The following is an 18,427-nucleotide window of genomic DNA, read 5'->3' on the forward strand; positions in this document are numbered from 1 at the left end:
GAAGCTCCTCATGCGGGCAGGAAGTTGATGGGGTGGCCGTCCGTGGCCCACAGGTACTGGACCGCGTAGGCGCGCCAGGGGCGCCAGGACTCGGCGCGGGCGGTGAGCGCGGCCGGGGTGGCGGGCAGGCCCAGTTCCCGGGCGGCGCGCCGGATTCCGAGGTCGGTGGGCAGGAAGGCGTCCGGGTCGCCGAGGGCCCGCATCGCGACGACGTCGGCCGTCCACGGGCCGAAGCCGGGCAGGCCGAGCAGGCGGGCTCGTACCTCGGCCCAGTCCGACTCGACGCCCAGGTGGAGGGTGCCGTCGGCCAGTTGGCGTACCAGGTTGGTGAGGGTGGCGCGACGGGTGCGGGGCATGGCCAGGGTCCCGGGGTCCACGGCGGCCAGCGCCTCGGGCGAGGGGAAGAGATGGGTGAGGCCGCCCTCGGGGTCGTCCAGGGGCTTGCCGTGCGCGGTGACCAGGCGGGCCGCGTGGGTGCGGGCGGCGGCCGTGGAGACCTGCTGCCCGAGCACGGCGCGGACGGCGAACTCGGCCTCGTCGACGGTGCGTGGCACCCGGCGGCCGGGTGCCCGGTCCACGAGCGGCGCGAGCAGCGGATCGGCGCGCAGCCGCTCGTCGACGGCGACGGGGTCGGCGTCCAGGTCGAGCATGCGCCGGCAGCGGCTGATGGCCACGGTCAGGTCGCGCGGGTCGCTGAGGGTGAGCCGGCAGGCGATGTGGTCGGGGCGCGGGGTGAGGGCGACGATGCCGTGTCCGTACGGCAGCCGCAGCGTGCGCCGGTAGGCGCCGTCCCGCCACTCCTCCACGCCCGGTACGGCGGTGGCGGCGAGGTGGCCGAAGAGGTTGTCCGGGTTGAGCGGGGCACGGAAGGGCAGCCGCAGCGCGAGGGTGCCCGGGGTGCTCGCGGCGCGGTTTCCCGGCACCCGGGCGCGCAGCTCGCTCGGGGAGAGGGCGAAGACCTCGCGGACGGTGTCGTTGAAGGCCCGGATGGAGGAGAAGCCGGCCGCGAAGGCGATCTCCGCCATGGGCATCGGGGTCGTCTCGACGAGCAGCCGCGCGGTCTGGGCACGCTGCGCCCGGGCCAGTGCGAGGGGTCCGGCACCCAGCTCGGCGAGGAGCTGGCGCTCCACCTGGCGTGGGCTGTAGCCCAGCCGGGCGGCCAGTCCGGGCACGCCCTCGCGGTCCACGACCCCGTCGGCGATCAGCCGCATCGCCCGGGCGACCAGGTCGGCGCGCAGGTTCCACTCCGGGGAGCCGGGGCTGGTGTCGGGGCGGCAGCGCTTGCAGGCGCGGTACCCGGCCTGCTGGCAGGCCGCCGCGCTCGGCAGGAACGTCATGTTCTCCGCCTTGGGCGGGACGGCCGGGCAGCTCGGCCGGCAGTAGATGCGGGTGGTCAGGACGGCCGTGAAGAACCACCCGTCGAACCGCGCGTCCTTGGACCGCACGGCGCGTACGCAGTGCTCCCGGTCGAGGTGCATCCCTGTCTGCATGGCTCAAGGATCGGCCACCGCTCGGGCCGCTCGCTGGCGGGAATCCGACACGTACGTCGCGCCGGCCGGGCGGTCGCCGGAATCGCCCGGCGCGCGCTCAGCCCGTCCGCTCGCCGCGCCGGAACCCGGCTATCCACTCGGACGTGGCCCGCAGCCCGCCGAAGGTGTAGAAGTGCACCTTCACCCTGCCGTGCCGGGCCGGGTCGTGGTGCCGGGCGAGGGCGTGCAGGAAGCGGTCGGGGCCGGCCGTGCCCATGAGGTTGGTCAGCGAGAAGCCGTACTTGCGGGCCACGGAGGCGCTGGTGGCGACGCCGAAGCGGGCGGCGTACGTCATCAGCCGGCGCACCCCGGCGGGGCCGGGTACGCCGATGCGGACCGGCAGGGCGACGCCCCGGGCGCGGACGGCCTCCAGCCAGCCGAGCACCGGGTCGACGTCGAACCCGAACTGGGTGATGACGTCGCCGGTGAGCCGCTCCGCGTGCAGGGCCGCCGACTTGTCGGTGAGCGCAGACCACAGCGTGCGGTCGGTGATCGCCGGGTGGCCCTCCGGGTAGCCGCTGATGCCGATGTGGCGTACGCCGTGCCGCTGGAGCAGCCCGGTGCGGATGACGGAGAGGGCGTCCGGGTAGGGGCCCTCGGGGCGGGCGGGGTCGCCGCCGACCACGAACACGTTCTCGGCGGTGCCGTCCGCTGCCAGGCCGGCCAGGAACTCCTCCAGGTGGGCCCGGGAGGGCAGGCGGCGGGCGGAGATGTGCGGCACCGGGACGAAACCGAGCCGTTTGACCGCGCGGGCCGCGGCGAGCCGGGTGGCGAGGTCCTCGCCCGCCAGGAAGGTGACGTTGATCCGCGTGCCCGGCGGGATGCCGTGGTGTGCCTCCTCCAGCTTCGGCACGTCCTTGCCGGTCATCTCCAGCGAGAAGTCGTCCAGCAGCGAGGTGCCCACCGCTGGCTGGGCGGTGAGACCGGGGTTCATCGTGCTCCTCGTGCGGCTCCTGCGCCGCGTCGGCGTCGGTCCTGACCGGGGCCGATGATGTCACGCGCGGTGCGGGCGGCGCGGCGCAGGGGGCGTGACGGGGTCCGGGACCGCGATCGTCACGTTCGTGCGGGCGGCCGGTGGAGCCGCGGACGCACCGGCCGGGGCCCCGTCCGCCGCTCCCCGGCCGCGCTCCCCGCCCTCACCCGGGCCGGCACTGCCCGGTCAGTCCTCCTCGGCGCCCTGGTCCGCGGCTTCGGGTGGCACCTCGAAGCCGCGGACGCCGGGGTGCCGGGTTCCGCCGCCGCTCGGCGCCGCGCCGGCCCGGCCCAGTTCCTCGTCGAGCGCGATGGCGGCGGTGACGAGCGAAAGATGGGTGAACGCCTGCGGGAAGTTGCCGAGTTGCTCGCCCGAAGGGCCGATCTCCTCGGCGAACAGGCCGACATGGTTGGCGTAGGTGAGCATCTTGTCGAAGGCGTGCCGGGCCTGCAGCAGCCGGCCGGTCCGGGCGAGCGCCTCGACGTAGAGGAAGCTGCAGAGGTTGAACGTGCCCTCGGCGCCGCGCAGTCCGTCGGGGGACGCGGCGGGGTCGTACCGGTAGACGAGGCTGTCGCTCACCAGGTCCTCGTCCATGGCCTCGAGGGGTCCATGCGTCCTCCTCGCGCACCGGCGGCGGGTCGGGGGCGGATCGGTGCCGGTGCCGCGTCAGCCGGGGACCGCCCCGTAGCGGCGTCCGGCGGGCGCTCTCGGCGCGCCGGCCGGAAGCCCGGGTACGTCCGGTGATCCGGTACGAGGGCTTCCGGCCGGCGGCCGGCGGCGTCCACCGGACGCCGCTTGTCGCGTGCGAACCTCGGCCGACGCGGCACTAGGGCATCGCGGAGGCGTCGTCACGCTTGACGACACACAGGGCCCAGATGATGAAGCCGGACAGCGCGATCATCACGACCGACCACACCGGGTAGTACGGCAGGGACAGGAAGTTGGCGATGATGACGAGTCCGGCGATGGCCACGCCGGCGACCCGTGCCCACATGGACGGCCCGAACAGACCGAAGCTGACGGCCACCGCGATCACGCCGAGGACCAGGTGGATCCAGCCCCAGCTCGTCAGGTCGAACTTGAAGACGTAGTTGGGGGTCGTGACGAAGACGTCGTCCTGGGCGATCGCCATGATGCCGCGGAACAGGTTGAGCAGCCCGGCGATCATGAGCATGATGCCCGCGAAGGCCGTCAGGCCGCCGGCCCACTGCTGCTTGGCGGTCCGGGTGTGCGTGCTGGTGCGCGGTGCGGTCATACCAGTGCCTCCATTCGTCGTCGTGGTGGAAGGTGCTCAGCGTCCGGACGAGGTCGGTACACCGCGGGCGGTCTGCTGGGCCGTCCCGGTGCCCGTGCCGGTGCCGGTGCCCGTGCCGGTGCCGCCGCCGAGGACCAGTTCCTTCGCCCGGCGGAACTCGTCGTCGCTGATGTCGCCGCGCGAGCGCATCTCGGACAGCTTGGCGAGTTCGTCGGCGCTGCTCCTGCGGTCCGCGCCGCCCTTCGCGGTCTCCCGGACGTAGGAGTCGAAGGCGGCCTGCTGTGCGCGGGCCTGCTCCGTCTCCCGCTCCCCCATGCCCTTGCCGCGGGCGATCAGGTAGATGAGGACGCCCAGGAAGGGCAGCACGATCACGAAGAGCGTCCAGCCGGCCTTGGCCCAGCCGTTCATGCCGTCGTCGCGGAAGATGTCGACGATGACGCGGAACAGCAGGACGAACCACATGATCCACAGGAAGAACACCAGCATCGTCCAGAAGGCGCTCAGCAGTGGATAGTCGTACGCGAGGTAGGTCTGCGCGCTCATTTCTCTCCTCATTCCGGGGCTCCGGCCTGTCGAGCCGGCCGGGGCGGGGTGTGCCGATCTCAGCGTGCGCGGGGCGGGGCCGGGCGGCCTCACCCGAGGCGGGTGATCGTGGCCGGGGCGCGGGCGCCGTCGGCCTGCGGCCGCGGCGGCGGGCCGGAACCGGCCGGCGGGCGCGCCGCGGCGGCCCGAGGCGGGCCGTCGGGGTCCTCGGTCAGGTGCGTCACGGCGCGTTCCGCGCGGTGGCCGGTGCGGTGGCCGTCCGGCGCAGCGCGGACCGCCAGGCGAGGGCGACCGCGGCTTCGACCAGTCCCAGCAGCACGAGCCACAGCCCGAGCAGCCGGGTCAGCGCCCGCGCCGACTCGGTGGGCAGGACCAGCACCACGATCCCGGCGACGATGCCGAGCAGCGCGGCGCCGAGGACCACCCCGCGGTGCGGGAGGTCCCGGGCGGAGATCGCGGTGTAGAGCGTGACGATGCCGGACGCCAGCCACACGAGCCCGACGATCAGTGACAGCGCGGCGATGGTCTGCAGCGGGTTGCGCAGGCAGAGCACCCCGGCCAGGACGAACAGCAGAGCGACGAGCAGCCCGGGCAGCCGTTCCCCGGCTCCCTCCCGGGAGAAGGCGGTGACGAACCGGAGCGCGCCGATGAGCAGCAGGTAGAGGCCGATGAGAACGGCCAGCACGTGCAGGGTCTCGTCCGGCCAGACGAGGATCAGGATCCCCGGCACGAGCGTCACGACCGCCGAACCCAGGATCCACAGCCACGACCGGGCGAGCACCGTCATGGCGTCCCCCGGTCCGGACCCCGCGGCCGCCCCGCCGAACGCATGCGGCGGTCCGGCGCCCGGTGTCGTACCACGCGACTCGGTCATGGCTCCTCCTCGCGTGAGCGACGGGGGCGTCTCCGGACCGCCGGCGGGGCGGCGCGCGAACCCCTCGACCGCAAGCCTTCCGTTCCGGTCGCCGGGAGGGATCACCCACCACGGGTGATCCCTCCCGGCGACCGGAACGGGTGGGGTGCGTGGCTCGGGGCGAGGCACGCGGAGGGGGTCCGTGATGACGGCGGCGAGTGCCGTCACCGCCTCCCGGCCCCCGGCCGGCCGCGCCGCGCGCGGCCGGGACGCCCGCTCCCGCGTACCACGCCCGGGCCGCGGCGGCTTCGCCGCGCCACCGGTCCGGGCCGGACGTGTTCGCGGTACCGGCGCGCCATCCGGCGACGTGGATACCGGCTCGGCGGGCCGCGCGCCCCGCGGATCCAGGCGGCCGGTCCCGTGCCGGCGGGCGCGTCGGGGGGGCCGGGCCGGCCGGGGCCGGGCCCACAGGGAGACGGCCGGCCCTCACTCCGGGAGTTGCCGCATCTCCACGACGCGCAGTCCCAGTGACTGGCAGCGGACCAGCAGCCCGTACAGATGCGCCTGGTCGATGATCCGGCCGAACAGGACGGTCTGGCCGGACATCATCACATGGTCCAGCTCGGGGAAGGCCTTGGTCAGGGTCTCCGACATGTGTCCATCGACGCGGATCTCGTAGCGCATGTGCCGTTCTCCCGCCGCGGGCCGCCTGCGGTCTCACCAGCGATCCTGCTCCGCCCCCGGGGCCTCGGACCTCACCCGGCACAGGTGATACGGACCCGGCGGCCGTCGCGTCCGGGTGGTCGCGTCAGTGGGTCAGCGCGATCTTGAAGGCGATGATCACCAGGCCGAGCAGCAGGTTGACGGCCGCGGTGACGGACACCAGCCGCCAGGACGCTCCGGCCCGCCGGGCGCCGACCGCCGACCAGCCCACCTGGCCGGCCACGGCCACCGCGACCGCGAGCCACACGGCACCCGCCACGTCCAGCCCCAGCAACGGGCTCACGGCGACGGCGACGGCCGGCGGGACGGCCGCCTCGACGATCGGCCACTCCTCGCGGCAGACCCGCAGGACGGACGTGCGGGTCAGCGACCGCTGTGCGAGCCGCGCCCCGAACAGCGTGGCGTGGACGTGCCCGACCCAGAAGACGAGACCGGTGAGCACCAGCAGCAGCACCAGTTGGGCCCGGGGGAAACTGCCCAGCCCACCGGCCCCGATGGCCACCGACGCGGCGAGCATCGATCCGTAGACGGCGCTCGTGTAGTCGGCGTGGGTGCGGCGCTCGGCGCGCCGTGTCCGTGCGGTGGTCGGGCGGGTCGAGGACATCGGCACATCCCTTCGCGCTCACTGCGCCGGGCCGTCGGCGCCGGCCGGAGCGCCGCGCTCCGGCCGCGTGCCGCCGCGCTTCGGCGCGGTCGGCAGGTGGGGCGTGACCAGGAAGCTCGCGAGGGTGATCGCGCCCGTGGCGAGGATCGCCGCCTTCAGCCCGCCGAGCTGGGCCGAGGCGTACGAGTCCGTGATGGTGTCGACCTCGGCCGGAGGGAATCCGGCTCGCTGGGCCGCGGTGCGCACCTGGTCCGTGGGCACGAAGGTGACACCGGCTTCGAGGGCCACGCCGGTCTGCTGCTTGGTCTGCGCCGACAGCAGCGGATCGTTCTGCACGTCCGCGGTGAACGCGTGGGCCAGCGCTCCGATCAGCATGGAACCGATGAGCGCGGTGCCCAGCGCCGAACCGAGGTTCTGCGCGGTGAACTGCAGGCCGCCGACCTCGCTGCGTTCCGCCTCGCCCACGCTGGACTGCACGACGTTGCCGAGCTGCGAGGCGAGCAGGCCCATGCCGATGCCGAGCACGGCCATGGCGGCGGCGAACTGCGCGTCGTCGATGACGGGGTCGATGGTGGTCAGCAGCCACACGATGGCCACGGTCAGCGTCAGCAGGGCGAGCCGTACGACCCGGCGCGGCCCCAGGGTCCGGCCGAGCGGGGCGGCGGTCAGCGAGGTGACGAGCATCGTGATGGACACCGGCAGCAGCCGCAGCCCCGTCCGGAAGGCGTCGAACCCCTGCACCACCTGCAGATACAGCGGAATGGTGAAGAACAGTCCCAGCAGGATCAGGTTCTGGCTCAGCAGGGTCAGCAGCCCGGACCGCAGCGGCGGCACCCGGAACAGCGACAGGTGCACCAGCGGATCGGCGCCCCCGGCCTCCCGGGCCCGGTCCCAGCGTACGAAGACGGACAGCACGGCCACCCCGGCGCCGACGACGAACAGGGTCGGCGAGAAGCCGAGGACGGTGAAGGGCGGGTTGCGCGGCTGCACCCAGCCCCAGGTGCTGCTCTGCAGCACCCCCAGCACGCCGAGCGCCAGGCCGGCCGCCGAGAGCACCGCGCCGACCACGTCCAGCCCGGGCGCCGGCCCGGTCCGGCCGGACTCCGTGATCACCCGGTGGAAGCACAGGACGGCGATGACGACCACGACCTCGCCCGCGAAGACCAGCCGCCAGGTCAGATACGTGGTCACCCAGCCGCCGAGCAGCGGACCGACCGCGATCCCCGCACCCGCCAGCCCGCCGATCACCCCGTAGGCGACCGCCCGGTCCTTGCCCCGGTAGGACTCGGCGACCAGGGCCGCCATGGCCGGCAGCACCATGGCGGCGCCCAGCCCCTCGATGACGGACCAGCCCAGGGCGAGGACCCACAGGGCGGGCGCCAGGGCGGTCAGGGCCGACCCGGTGCCGTACACGACCAGACCGAGGAGGAAGAGGCGACGGCGGCCGTGGATGTCGCCGAGCCTGCCTCCGATGATCATGAATGCCGCCATGACCAGCGCGTACAGGGTGATGACGGCCTGGATGGCGGTGACCTCGGTGTCGAAGTCCTCGACCAGCCGGCTGATGGAGACGTTCATGACGGACGTGTCCAGCACCATGAGGAACTGCGCCGTACCCAGCACCATCAGCGCTCGCCAATGTCTCACGCTCTCCACCTCACCGATTTCCGCCGGGTCAGATCAGTCCGCGTTCGCGGGCCCGCCGCACCGCGTCGCCGCGCCGGTTCACGCCCAGCTTCCGGTAGACGCTCTTGAGGTGGGTCTTCACGGTGTTGACCGACACGTACAGGTCGGCGGCGATCTCCTCCGTGGACATCATCTGAGCGAGCCGGCACAGCACCTCGCGCTCGCGTCCGCTCAGTTCCTCGACCACGAGGGGCGCGGGCTCCGGGGCAGCGCCCGGACGGGCCCGGGAGGCGGGGCCGCCGGGGGTGAGCCAGCCGGTGGCCAGGGCCTGCAGGGGCGGGGTGTCCAGGAGCTGCCGGATCCGCGCTCCGGCCTCGGTGAAGGGGCGCCGCAGACGTTCGCCCCGGGCCTCCAGCAGGGCACGGGCGAGCAGTTTCCGGGCGGTGGCCTCGTCCCCGTCCTCCTGAGCCGCGTGCGCGCGCACCAGCGCGGCCCGGACGGTGACCGCGGGACCGGTACGGTCCCAGTCGCCCACCCGGTCGAGGAGGGCGGTCGCCGCGTCGCGGTTGCCGGCGGCGAGCTGGGCCCGGGCCAGCTCCGCCGCGTACGCGGGCTCGCCGTCGTACGGCACCTCGTCCAGCACCTTCGCGGCGGAGTCCGGCCTGCCCTCGGCCAGATGGGCCGCGGCGGTGACCAGCGCGGTGTGCACCTCCGCCCAGGGGGAGGCCGTCAGGGCCGGTATGTCGCGGTCGGCCGCGGCCGCCGCGGCCCGCGGCTCGCCCCGGGCCAGCAGCAGGCGTGCCGTCGCCAGGGACCGGCCGGCCGCGGTCACCGGGTCGAGCGGGGCCGCACCGGAGCCCGCCGACTCGTCCAGCAGGCCACGCGCCCGCGTGAGGTCGTCGCGTTCGACGGCCACGGCGGCCAGTACCAGTTGTCCCAGCCCGGGGCCGGAGGGGCGACCCAGCCCGAACCGCTCCGTCTCGTTCAACGCGGCCATGGCCTGGCGCTCCGCCCTGCAGAGCCAGCCGTTCAGATAGTCGATCAGGGCCAGGTGGCCGAGGGAGTCCTCCCGGGGCAGCGCCGTCGGCGCGCCGCCGGGACAGCCGGCCGCCTCGGTCAGGGCGTCGCGGGCGTCGTCGAAGCGTCCGGCCCACAGCCGGGCGGATCCCAGGTGGGTGAGCAGCAGGGCGGTGAGTTCGGGGTGCTTCTCCAGGAGCTCGGCGGGGACCTCGCCACGCAGTCGGGCGGCCTGCGCCACCGCCCGCTCGGCCCGGCCGGGCGATCCGGTCAGCCGGGCCGCCAGTGCCTCCAGCAGGACGCAGCTCAGCCGGGCCGCCGCGTCGGACGCCGGCGCGGGCGGGACCTCCCCGGCCAGGTGGCCGCCTCCGGGGCGCGGGCCGTCCACCGCGCGCAGGCTGTCCCCGGCCCGGCGCAGATGGCTCAGGCCGCGCTCCACGTCGCGGCCCGACAGGTCCCGCGCGGCGCGCACCAGTTCCGCCGCCGCGCCCGGGACCTCGGGTCCCATCCGGGCGAACAACTCGGTCAGGTCGTCAGCGCGCAGGCCCGTGAAGAGCTGGCCGATCGCCAGGTCGTCGACGAGGGCGCGGGTGGTGAACTCCCAGTCGCCCGCGGCGGCGCCGTGTGCCAGGGCCTCCGGCAGGGACCCGGAGGCCCGCAGCCAGCGCGCGGCACGCCGGTGGAGTTCCGGTTCGCGGCCGGGCGAGCGGACCCGCAGGTGGGTCCGCAGGATCTCGCCGAAGAGCGGGTGCAGCCGGTACCAGGAGTGCCCGAGGTCCTCCACGAACGCGTTCTGGGTGTGCAGCCCGGCCAGCTCCGGCTCGACGCCGCCGGTGCCGGTCAGCGCCTCCGCCAGTTCGGGGCAGAACCGCTCCATGACGCTGACGCCCAGCAGCAGGTCCTGGGTCCGGGCCGGCTGCCGTTTCAGCACCTCGGCGAGCAGGAAGTCGGCGATCGTGCTCCGGCCGGCCTCGAAGTCCGCCAGGTACGTCTCGGGGTCGGGGTGCTGCTGGGCGGCCATGGCGCACAGGCGCAGCCCGGCGGCCCAGCCGCGGGTGCGCTCCACCAGGGCCCGGGTGGCCTCGGTGGACAGCCGCAGGCCGTGCCGCTCCAGCAGGGCGGCCGCCTCGTCGGCGGTGAAGGCCAGCTCGGCGTCCCGGATCTCGGTCATGGCGGCAGCGGCCCGGTAGCGGTGCAGCGGCAGCAGCGGCTCGGTGCGGGTGACGAGGATCAGGCGCAGACCCGGCCCGGCGTGGTGCAGCACGAACTCCAGTTGCTCCGCGATCCGCGGGGCGGTCACCCGGTCGAACTCGTCGAGCACGAGGACGGCGGGGCGCACCCGTCCGCTCAGCTCGTCGGCGAGGCGGGCCAGCAGGGTGCGGTCGACCCGGCCGGCGTCCCCGGGGCAGCCGATCTCGGCGGGCAGGGGTACGCCCGCGGCGCGCAGGGCCTGCAGGACGTAGGCCCAGAACATCCCGCAGCCCTGGTCCTCCGCCTCGTTGGTGAACCAGGCGACCGGCTGTCCGAGCCGGGCGGCCCAGTCCGCCACCAGCAGGGTCTTGCCCGCGCCGGCCGAGCCGTTGACCATCGTCAGCGGGGTGTCGAGGGCCTGGTCGAGGTGTTCGGTCAGCCGCCGCCGGCGCAGGAACGTGGCCGGCCTGGCGGGCAGGGCGAAGCGGGTCTGCAGAAACGGCTCTCCCAGCGGGTCGACGTACCCGACGGCTGGTCCCCGTGTGTTCTCGTGTCTCGCAGCCACGGGGTCATCACCCCCGTCCGAGGGCCGGTGGACGCTTGCTCTCCACGATCAGGATCGCAGTGTTCCCGTCCCCGCGCAGTTCGCACCGGGACGGACCGGGCGGGCCATGGCCTCCGGGGCGCCGCCGCGTCCGGCGGACCGCGGCCGGGGGCCGGGTCCCGGTCAGGTGCCGTCCGCGGGCGGGCGCGTCGTCTCGCGCGCGGCGGGGAGCCGGGTGCGGCCGGACGCCGCGAGAAGCGCGAGCACCGCCAGGGCGCCGAGCAGCACGAGGACCAGCAGCAGGACCGTGAGCACGGTCGGGTGGTTCCAGAGCGCGAAGACCAGCGCGATGATCAGCAGCACGGCGAGGGTGACGATCCGGCGGTGGGCCAGTGTCCAGGGGCCGACGCGTCCGGTGCCGACGTGGTGGGCGGCCGCCCAGCGCGCGGCCGAGTCCGCCGTGCGGTCGGACGCGCCGCGGACGGCCACGGGCAGCCGGCCGGGCCCGACGAAGTAGGCGCCGAGCGCGATGACGACGCCGAGGACGACGGCCGTGCGCAGGCTGACCCGCAGGAAGCGCAGCAGGGTGTCGAAGACGGCCGCGGCGGCGGCCTTCGACTGCACCTGCGGCGGCAGGTGGTCGAGGTAGTAGTGGCGGGCCACGACCAGGGCGACGGCCACCACCAGGCAGGCGAAGGCGGCACCCAGCGCGGTGCGCGCGAGCGCTCTTCGGCGGCCGTGGGCCAGGAACACCCCGGCGGCGCCGAGGACGACGACGAGCACCGGGAACCAGTTGCCGACGACGTCCAGGAGGTGGGCGGCCTTGCGGGCCTTGGCGAGTTCCTCGGACTGGAACAGCACCAGCTGCTTGTTCACCGGCGGAATGTGGGCGGCCGGCTTCAGGCCGGCGTTCACCAGCTCCTGTTTGACCCGGTCGACGGCCGTGCCCACGTCCAGGGTGACCGTGCCGTCGCTGACGCCGACCGCGCCGCGCCCCTGGCCGGTCAGGGCGTGCACCACGGCGGTGTGGGCGGCGCGGTTGGCCGTGTTCCACACCGTGGCGAACGCGTCGCTGTCGACGACGCGGGTGGCGGTCTTCTCGATGGCCTGGTTGGCGAGGGAGTCGAGCTGCGGTCCCAGCGCCCTGACCGCGTCGGCGGCGAGCGGCGGCAGGCCCTGGGACCGCAGCCAGGAGGCGAGGTCCGCGGCGGCCCGCTGACCGTCCACGTGGGCGCCGACGGCCTCGGTGATCCGCTGGACGGCGGCGTCCTGGATCGCGGGGTCGGTGGCCAGCGGATCGACCGTGGCCACGTAGCGGTCGGTGTCGAGCACGATGTCGTGCACCCAGGTCGCGAGCAGCGCGACGGGGACGAGGACGCAGGTCAGCACGATCAGCACGGCCGAGGCGACCGCGCGCGCCACATGCCCCGCACCGCCGCCCCGCCGTGCCCCGCCGCCCCCGCCGCCGGTGCCGGGCCCCGGTCCGGGTGGCCCGCCCGGCGGCGGCCGGTCGGCGGGGCCGTTCCCGTGCGCGGGGGGGCCGGGGTCGCGCGGGCCGGAACCGGCTGGAGGTGGAGCCTGGTCCGGGTGCTCGGGGTCGGATCCCGCCACGGGCGGGTCCTGTCGCCGGTGCCCGCCACCGGAACCCGACGCGGGCGAGGCAGGACCGGGGTGCTCGGGGTCGGGGCCGGGTGCGTGCGGGTCGGGTGAGGCGGGCACGTGGGGCCTCCGGCGTGGTAGGGGCCTGAACATCCCCATTGCGTCAGTCCCCCGGGCTCGACGCGCGCTGGGTAGACCGGACGGGCGAGCGGCAGGGGTCCTTCGCGCCGTGCGCGGGGCCGTACGGGCGATGCCGGGCGGACTTCTCCCGCACCGGCGCCCCGTCAGGCGGGACCGGCCAGGGTCTGTACCCACACGGTGCCCTGCGGCCCCGGCACGGCCGCCAGCCCCATGTCCCGGTACTGGCAGCCGAGCATGTTCTCCTCGTGGATCGAGCCGTCCATCCATTCCTCCACCACCGTGGCCGCGTCCCGGGGGCCCTGGTGCAGGTTCTCCGCCCACGCCCCCGCGTCGTACCCCGCTGCCGCGATCCGGGCGTCCGCGTGCCGCCCCTCCGGGCTCTCGTGCCCGAAGTAGCCCCGGTCCACCATGTCGCGCGCGTGCGCGCGTGCCGCGGCCGTCAGCCGGTCGTCCAGGCGCACCGGGGCGCACCCGGCCTCGGCCCGGTGGGCGTTGACGAGGTCGGCCACTTGGCGCGCCAGGCTCGGCCGTGCGGCTGCGTGGGAGGGGGAGCGCGTCGGGCTCGCGCTGTGTGTCGACGGCACGGCGGACGGCGACGGCGGCGGGGACGGCGCACGGGAGGGGGCCGGCGGGGCCGACCGCGCCACGGCCGGTGCCTTCTGGGGACCCGGCTCGGGCGGAGCCGTCCCGGGCCCCAGCAGCGCCATCGCCAGCGCGCCGGCCACCGCCCCGCCCGCGGCCGCGGCCGCGGGCGCCTTCCACCGCACCCCGTCCCGTACCGGGCCGGCACCGCCGAGGGATCCGCCCGCCGTGCCTCCGTCGGGAAGCACGCCACCGCCGGACCCCGCGCCGCCGGGCCCGCCCGCGGTCTGCACCACGTCCTGGGGCCCGCCCGCCGGAGCCCATCCCGCCTCGGGCCCGCCGCTCGCCGGGCCTCCGGCGGCCGCCATGGCAGCGGCGGCGGCCGTGTCCGCCGCCCCCGGCAGCGACGCGAACCCGGCCACCGGCACGACCAGCGCCAGACCGGCCAGCAGCCCCTCCGCCGGGACCAGTCCGCCGCGGTGGCCCTCACACGCACCGCACCCCCGGGCGTGGCGGGCGACCCGCTTGCGCCACACCGACGACGGAACGCCGTCCCACTCCGCCGTCAGGTCGGCCAGACCAGGGCACACCGGCCGAGCCGCCAGCGCCCGGACCACCAGACGCCCCGTCTCCAACTGCGCCTTCATCCGCTGCACCCGCACCGCCGCGTGGCGGTCGGAGACCCCCAGCGCCTCCGCCAGCTCCGCGCGCGTCAGCCGTCCCGAGGCCTCCTGCCACCACAGGGACAGCAGCGCCCGGTCGTCCTCGTCGAGCCACCGGGTGGCCTCGGCCACCTCACGGCGCTGCCCCGACAACCCCAGCCGCAGGATGGTCAGGTCCACGAAGTCACCCGCGGGGTCCGGATGCTCCGCCAGCCGCTCCAGCGAGGCGTCGGCCGCCTGCCGCCGGTCGGTCCAGCGCCGCCGTATCTGATTCATCGCGATCGCGACCAGCCACGACCGGAACCGCGACGGCTCCCGCAGTCCGCCCAGCCCGTCCAGCGCCCGGAACATCGTGTCCTGGACCACGTCGTCGACGTCGGCGTGCCCGTCCAGGGCCCGCCCCACGATGTTGTAGACGAGCGGGAGGTAGTCGGCGACGAGCACCTCGCGCGCCCGGCCGTCACCCGCGCGTGCCGCGCTCACCAGTTCCCGGGTGTGCTCGCTGTCCGTGTGCATCCCTGCCCTGCCCGTCGTTCGGTACGTCCTGTCGTCGGGAGACCCGCCGGCGCGCCGCCGACAACAGAAAAACGCAGCCGGACCCTACGCACCCCCGGCACCGGAACGGAACCCCCCTCCCGACCGCCCGCCCTGGGGGGAGACCGTCCCGCGCCGCGCCCGCACTCCCCGCCCGCCGCCCCGCGTGCGCCCGCGGACCGGGGCGGCGCCCGGACGTCCGGCGCAAAAAAACCGTTGTCCGGCCGCGGCCCGCCGGTCTCCCGGAGGCCGGGCACCGTGCCCGGCGGGTCCGCACCATCACGGAGCACAGCATGCACCTGCACGACGACCGGCCCACCACGGGGATGGACACCGCACACGAGGAGCCCGGCCGCCACCGCCGCGGCAGGCGTCGCCGCCGCGGCGCGGCGATCGGGGCGAGGACGGGCACGGCGGCCCTGTGCGCCGTGGCGGTGGCCGCCCTGGCGGCCGGCGCGGTCGTGTTCACCGACGGGGACGACGGCGTGGCGGACACCGCCGCCACCGCCCCCACCACCGCCGCCACCGGCCCCGGGGACCGGATACCGCTGTCCCGGACCACCGGCCCGTCCGCCTCCCCGTCCGCGACCGCGTCGCGGTCGCCGTCGCCGTCGGCCTCCCCGTCCCCGTCCGCCTCCCCCACCTCCGCCCCCGCTCCCGCCCGCAGCCGCATCACGGCCACGCGCTCCACCCGCCCCCAGAGCCCCTCCCCGGCACGGACCGCGGCCCCGAAGGGCGGCCCGGTCGGCCCCGACCCCACACTCCCCGGTCCCCGGACGACGACACAGAGCACCAGCCAGGCGGAGGCGATGTCGCTCAAGCTGCTCAACGCCGAGCGCGCCACGGTCGGCCTGCCGCCCCTGAGACTGCGCACGGACCTGAGCGAATTCGCGCGCGGATGGGCCCGGCACATGCGCACCTCGGGCTTCGGCCACTCCGGCTCCTCGGACACCGACCACCTGCTCACCGGCGGCCGCACCTGGATAGGCGAGAACATCGTCTGGTGGAGCGACGCCTCGATGACCGCCCAGGAGGCGGCAGAGAAGTTCCAGTCCATGTGGCGCCACAGCCCCGGTCACTACAGAAGCCAGACCAGCACCTCGTTCACCGAGGTCGGCGTCGGCATCTACCACGACGACTCCGGCTGGTGGGGCGTGCACAACTTCTCCGACGCCCCCTGAGCCGGCCCCACCCCCTGAGCCCCCGAGGCCCCGGCGGGAGCGGTCGCGGGGGCCTCGGGGGCGGGCGCGTTGCACACCCTGCCGGGGGCGGGGCCGCGGACGGACGGACCGGAACACCGCCCACGGGACGGGCCCTCAGCGGGTGCGCGGGTCGCGGTCCCGCGAGGACGGCGGGCTGCCGAGGCGGTGGGCGAGGAACGGCTCCTGGGCGACGACGGCGCCGACACTGATGCTCACGGCTCCCGCGACGCAGACCACGATCAGCCAGGACAGCAGCACGAAGACGGAGCCGGCCGCGCCGTATTCGGCCAGGGCCCGGTTCAGCGCTCGTGGCATGTACAGGCGCGCGGTCATCGCCAGCACGGTCAGCACGATCGCCGTGAGCACGGCGCCCGGCAGCAGGGGCTTCCAGCCGACCAGTCCGCCGAGCAGCAGGTGCTGGGTCCACCACCACAGTCCCACCTGGGTGAGCAGCGTGAAGGGCACGCCCAGCCAGACGCCCACCCCGAACCCGTCGCGGACCGGACCCTGGAGCACCAGGACCCCGAGCCACAGGGCGAGCCACGCCAGCCAGCGCCACGGGGCGATGCGGGTGCCCGCTCTCGGGATCTCCCAGGCCCGTTTGCACAGCCGCTGCATGGCCCGGCTGACGGCGGTGGCCGACAGCAGCACCATCAGCCCCCCGACGATGCCCGTGGCCTCCCGGAGGTTGCCCGACGTGGGTTCGAACACCTTCACGAGCTCGGCGTTCGCCGGGCCCGTGAGCCCGAACACCGCCCGCACCGACTCGGCCAGTTGGCGGCGCACCGACGAGGGGGCGTAGGCCGCGACCACGAAGAGCAGCGGGACCGCGGTCAGGAAGCACTGCGCGGCCAGGCGGGTACCGGAGTCGAAGATGTTCACCGACACCATGCGGTCCGCGAGATGCGTGACCACCGGGAAGCGCTTCTCCGCCCGGCGGTGTGCCGACTTCGCCCAGGCGACCATCCGGCCCACCGACGGCACCCGCGCGGAGGTGGGCATGGCGTGGCTCCTTTCGCTGCGTCCAGAGTGGGGGGCGGCGCGCGGCACGGCACCCCGGACGCGCGGCACGGGTTCCCCGGTCACCCGCCCGGGGCCCGGAGGCGCGGGACGGGACCCGGGTGAACCAGCGGCCCGGAACCACAGGCCCGAGGTGTCGTTCCGGCGGCACCTGCCTACCCTCGTGGTGTCCCGACACGTTGGGGTCCGCCATGGTGCTCGACCTGCTGCTCATCGGCCTGGCCATCACGCTCGACCCGCTGCCCCTCATGGCCTTCGTCCTGGTGGTGGCGTCGGCGAAGGGCGTGTGGAAGGGGCTGGTGTTCATCCTGAGCTGGCTGGCCTGCCTGGTCGCGGTGATCGCCGTCGTCCTCGCCCTCACCGGCGGGCAGCCACCGCCGCCCAGGTCCCCGCCCTCGACCGCCGCCCTCGCGGTCAAGCTGGTCGTCGGGCTGTCGCTGATCCTCTACGGCGAGCACCGGCGTCGCCGTGGGCCGGCCGACGCCGCTCCCGGCCGGGAGTCCTCCTCCGCACGGCTCACCACCCGGATGGACCGCGGCACCCCCTGGGCCGCCGCCGCGCTCGCCGTCCTGCTGCAGCCCTGGGGCATGGTCGCGGCGGCGGCGACCACGGTGGTGGAGGCGGACACCTCGCACGTCACGACCTGGCTCGCCCTGTGCGGATTCTGCCTGCTCGCCACCGCGACCCTGCTCGCCGGTGAGCTGTACGTGGTGTTCTCCCCGGCGGCGGCGAGGGCCCGCCTGCTGAGGCTCCGCGCGTGGCTGGAGGGCCACCAGGACCAGGCGCTGGTGAGTCTGTGCCTGCTGCTGGGGTTCTGGCTGGTGGGCAAGAGCATCTACCAGCTCACCGGTTGACGCGTACGGGTTCGGACGTGCGGGGCCCGGCGCCGCGTGCTGGAATTGGCGCTGGGGGGGCGGACGTACGCGGCTTCCAAGGAGTTGGTCATGGACAGCGTCGAAGAAATGGGCCCCGTCGACTACCTCGTGATCGAGTTTCCCGGCAACCGTATGACGGGTGAGGCGTTCCCCCTGCTCGTCGATCTCGCCGAGCGGGGCGTCGTCCGCATCATCGACCTGGCCTTCATCCGCAAGGAGACCGACGGCTCCGTCGTCGCGCTGGAGCTGCGCGACCTCGGTGACGAGGTCGACCTGACCGTCTTCGAGGGGGCCTCGGCCGGCCTGCTCGACCAGGGCGACATCGACGAGGCGGGCAACGCGCTGGAGCCCGGCAACTCGGCCGCGGTGCTGGTGTACGAGAACCTGTGGGCCGCACCCCTGGCCCGCGCCCTGCGGCGCGGCGGCGCCCAGCTCGTCGCGAGCGGCCGCATCCCCGTCCAGGCCCTGCTGGCCGCGCTGGACGCCACGGAGGAGACGGTTCCCCCCGGCGGTTCCGCGGCCGCCTGACCGGCCGCCCCCTTCGACACTGGGAGATGACGATCATGCCTGGACTGCTCAGGGGCGTCGCACGCACCGCCGTCGTCGCCGGTACCGCGACCGCCGTGTCCAACCGCGTCTCGCGCCGGCAGACCGGCCGCTGGGCGCAGCAGGACTACGAGCAGCAACAGCAGCAGCAGCAGTACGCGCAGCCACAGCAGCAGCCGGCCCCGCCGCCCCCGCCGGCCAGCGCACCCGCACCCGCGCCCGCCGCGGGCGACGACATGACGAACAAGATCGACCAGCTCAAGCAGTTGGCCGACCTCAAGACGCAAGGGGTCCTGACGGACGAGGAGTTCGAGGCCCAGAAGCGCCGGTTGCTGAGCTGACACCGGGTGCCGCGGGGAACGCGGCGGTCCGGGCGCCGGTGGCCCGCTTCGAGGCGGCGGCGACGCC

At 75.1% G+C, this 18,427-nt stretch carries 16 protein-coding genes and 1 pseudogene; 4 read left to right on the forward strand and 13 right to left on the reverse strand.

The features are described 5' to 3' along the window. Positions 1-8 precede the first annotated feature (8 nt). The 12 genes and pseudogenes from MXD57_RS06610 to MXD57_RS06665 form a co-directional block, all read right to left on the reverse strand. Positions 9-1,490 carry an AlkA N-terminal domain-containing protein gene (locus tag MXD57_RS06610; protein WP_284505169.1) on the reverse strand — a complete coding sequence of 494 codons (1,482 nt, stop codon included), beginning with the start codon at positions 1,488-1,490 and terminating at the stop codon, positions 9-11. A 97-nt stretch (positions 1,491-1,587) separates the two neighbouring features. Beyond that, positions 1,588-2,463: a methylenetetrahydrofolate reductase gene (locus tag MXD57_RS06615; protein ID WP_250400353.1), complete on the reverse strand. Its 876-nt coding sequence runs from the start codon at positions 2,461-2,463 to the stop codon at positions 1,588-1,590. Positions 2,464-2,688: 225 nt separating this feature from the next. Next, positions 2,689-3,105 (reverse strand): annotated as a pseudogene (locus MXD57_RS06620) (glycoside hydrolase family 15 protein); the annotation flags it as partial. Between the two features lie 223 nt (positions 3,106-3,328). Then, a complete protein-coding gene (locus MXD57_RS06625; protein ID WP_250400354.1) occupies positions 3,329-3,757 on the reverse strand; it encodes a DUF7144 family membrane protein in 429 nt (142 codons plus the stop codon). Positions 3,758-3,793: 36 nt separating this feature from the next. Continuing rightward, positions 3,794-4,300 (reverse strand): SHOCT domain-containing protein, encoded by a 507-nt coding sequence (locus tag MXD57_RS06630; RefSeq protein ID WP_250400355.1) that lies wholly within the window; start codon positions 4,298-4,300, stop codon positions 3,794-3,796. A 220-nt stretch (positions 4,301-4,520) separates the two neighbouring features. Then, positions 4,521-5,174 carry an HdeD family acid-resistance protein gene (locus tag MXD57_RS06635; RefSeq protein ID WP_250400356.1) on the reverse strand — a complete coding sequence of 218 codons (654 nt, stop codon included), beginning with the start codon at positions 5,172-5,174 and terminating at the stop codon, positions 4,521-4,523. Between the two features lie 465 nt (positions 5,175-5,639). Further along, positions 5,640-5,837 carry a hypothetical protein gene (locus MXD57_RS06640; protein WP_250400357.1) on the reverse strand — a complete coding sequence of 66 codons (198 nt, stop codon included), beginning with the start codon at positions 5,835-5,837 and terminating at the stop codon, positions 5,640-5,642. A 124-nt stretch (positions 5,838-5,961) separates the two neighbouring features. Beyond that, entirely contained in the window at positions 5,962-6,480 is a 519-nt protein-coding gene (locus MXD57_RS06645; protein ID WP_250400358.1) for a hypothetical protein, read from the reverse strand. 18 nt (positions 6,481-6,498) lie between these two features. Then, positions 6,499-8,127: an MFS transporter gene (locus tag MXD57_RS06650; RefSeq protein WP_250400359.1), complete on the reverse strand. Its 1,629-nt coding sequence runs from the start codon at positions 8,125-8,127 to the stop codon at positions 6,499-6,501. 28 nt (positions 8,128-8,155) lie between these two features. Beyond that, positions 8,156-10,879 (reverse strand): LuxR C-terminal-related transcriptional regulator, encoded by a 2,724-nt coding sequence (locus tag MXD57_RS06655; protein ID WP_250400360.1) that lies wholly within the window; start codon positions 10,877-10,879, stop codon positions 8,156-8,158. 162 nt (positions 10,880-11,041) lie between these two features. Continuing rightward, positions 11,042-12,280, reverse strand: coding sequence for a hypothetical protein (locus tag MXD57_RS06660; protein WP_250400361.1), 1,239 nt, complete (start codon positions 12,278-12,280; stop codon positions 11,042-11,044). A gap of 461 nt (positions 12,281-12,741) precedes the next feature. Then, positions 12,742-14,358 carry a sigma-70 family RNA polymerase sigma factor gene (locus MXD57_RS06665; RefSeq protein WP_250400362.1) on the reverse strand — a complete coding sequence of 539 codons (1,617 nt, stop codon included), beginning with the start codon at positions 14,356-14,358 and terminating at the stop codon, positions 12,742-12,744. Between the two features lie 311 nt (positions 14,359-14,669). Between MXD57_RS06665 and MXD57_RS06670 the strand changes: the two genes are divergently transcribed. Further along, a complete protein-coding gene (locus MXD57_RS06670) occupies positions 14,670-15,557 on the forward strand; it encodes a CAP domain-containing protein (RefSeq protein ID WP_250400363.1) in 888 nt (295 codons plus the stop codon). Between the two features lie 135 nt (positions 15,558-15,692). Here the strand turns inward: MXD57_RS06670 and MXD57_RS06675 are convergent, their stop codons facing one another. Continuing rightward, the gene (locus MXD57_RS06675) at positions 15,693-16,580 is read right to left on the reverse strand and encodes a YhjD/YihY/BrkB family envelope integrity protein (RefSeq protein ID WP_250400364.1); all 888 of its coding nucleotides are present in this window, start codon (positions 16,578-16,580) and stop codon (positions 15,693-15,695) included. A 209-nt stretch (positions 16,581-16,789) separates the two neighbouring features. Here MXD57_RS06675 and MXD57_RS06680 point away from each other — a divergent pair, with 209 nt between their 5' ends. The 3 genes from MXD57_RS06680 to MXD57_RS06690 all read left to right on the forward strand — a co-directional run bounded on the left by MXD57_RS06680 (position 16,790) and on the right by MXD57_RS06690 (position 18,360). Beyond that, a complete protein-coding gene (locus tag MXD57_RS06680) occupies positions 16,790-17,452 on the forward strand; it encodes a GAP family protein (protein WP_250400365.1) in 663 nt (220 codons plus the stop codon). Positions 17,453-17,542: 90 nt separating this feature from the next. Beyond that, positions 17,543-18,001, forward strand: a complete 459-nt coding sequence (locus MXD57_RS06685) for a DUF6325 family protein (RefSeq protein WP_250400366.1) — start codon at positions 17,543-17,545, stop codon at positions 17,999-18,001. Between the two features lie 35 nt (positions 18,002-18,036). Beyond that, positions 18,037-18,360: an SHOCT domain-containing protein gene (locus MXD57_RS06690; RefSeq protein ID WP_250400424.1), complete on the forward strand. Its 324-nt coding sequence runs from the start codon at positions 18,037-18,039 to the stop codon at positions 18,358-18,360. Positions 18,361-18,427: the final 67 nt, after the last annotated feature.

Origin of the sequence: Streptomyces cellostaticus, from assembly GCF_023630175.1 — a bacterium.
Taxonomy (GTDB): Bacteria; Actinomycetota; Actinomycetes; order Streptomycetales; family Streptomycetaceae; genus Streptomyces; species Streptomyces cellostaticus_A.

Bases quoted from the DNA above. Each gene is read 5' to 3' on its own strand.
- MXD57_RS06610 (WP_284505169.1), bottom strand. From the start codon at position 1,490: ATGCAGACAGGGATGCACCTCGACCGGGAGCACTGCGTACGCGCCGTG.
- MXD57_RS06615 (WP_250400353.1), bottom strand. From the start codon at position 2,463: ATGAACCCCGGTCTCACCGCCCAGCCAGCGGTGGGCACCTCGCTGCTG.
- MXD57_RS06625 (WP_250400354.1), bottom strand. From the start codon at position 3,757: ATGACCGCACCGCGCACCAGCACGCACACCCGGACCGCCAAGCAGCAG.
- MXD57_RS06630 (WP_250400355.1), bottom strand. From the start codon at position 4,300: ATGAGCGCGCAGACCTACCTCGCGTACGACTATCCACTGCTGAGCGCC.
- MXD57_RS06635 (WP_250400356.1), bottom strand. From the start codon at position 5,174: ATGACCGAGTCGCGTGGTACGACACCGGGCGCCGGACCGCCGCATGCG.
- MXD57_RS06640 (WP_250400357.1), bottom strand. From the start codon at position 5,837: ATGCGCTACGAGATCCGCGTCGATGGACACATGTCGGAGACCCTGACC.
- MXD57_RS06645 (WP_250400358.1), bottom strand. From the start codon at position 6,480: ATGTCCTCGACCCGCCCGACCACCGCACGGACACGGCGCGCCGAGCGC.
- MXD57_RS06665 (WP_250400362.1), bottom strand. From the start codon at position 14,358: ATGCACACGGACAGCGAGCACACCCGGGAACTGGTGAGCGCGGCACGC.
- MXD57_RS06670 (WP_250400363.1), top strand. From the start codon at position 14,670: ATGCACCTGCACGACGACCGGCCCACCACGGGGATGGACACCGCACAC.
- MXD57_RS06675 (WP_250400364.1), bottom strand. From the start codon at position 16,580: ATGCCCACCTCCGCGCGGGTGCCGTCGGTGGGCCGGATGGTCGCCTGG.
- MXD57_RS06680 (WP_250400365.1), top strand. From the start codon at position 16,790: ATGGTGCTCGACCTGCTGCTCATCGGCCTGGCCATCACGCTCGACCCG.
- MXD57_RS06685 (WP_250400366.1), top strand. From the start codon at position 17,543: ATGGACAGCGTCGAAGAAATGGGCCCCGTCGACTACCTCGTGATCGAG.
- MXD57_RS06690 (WP_250400424.1), top strand. From the start codon at position 18,037: ATGCCTGGACTGCTCAGGGGCGTCGCACGCACCGCCGTCGTCGCCGGT.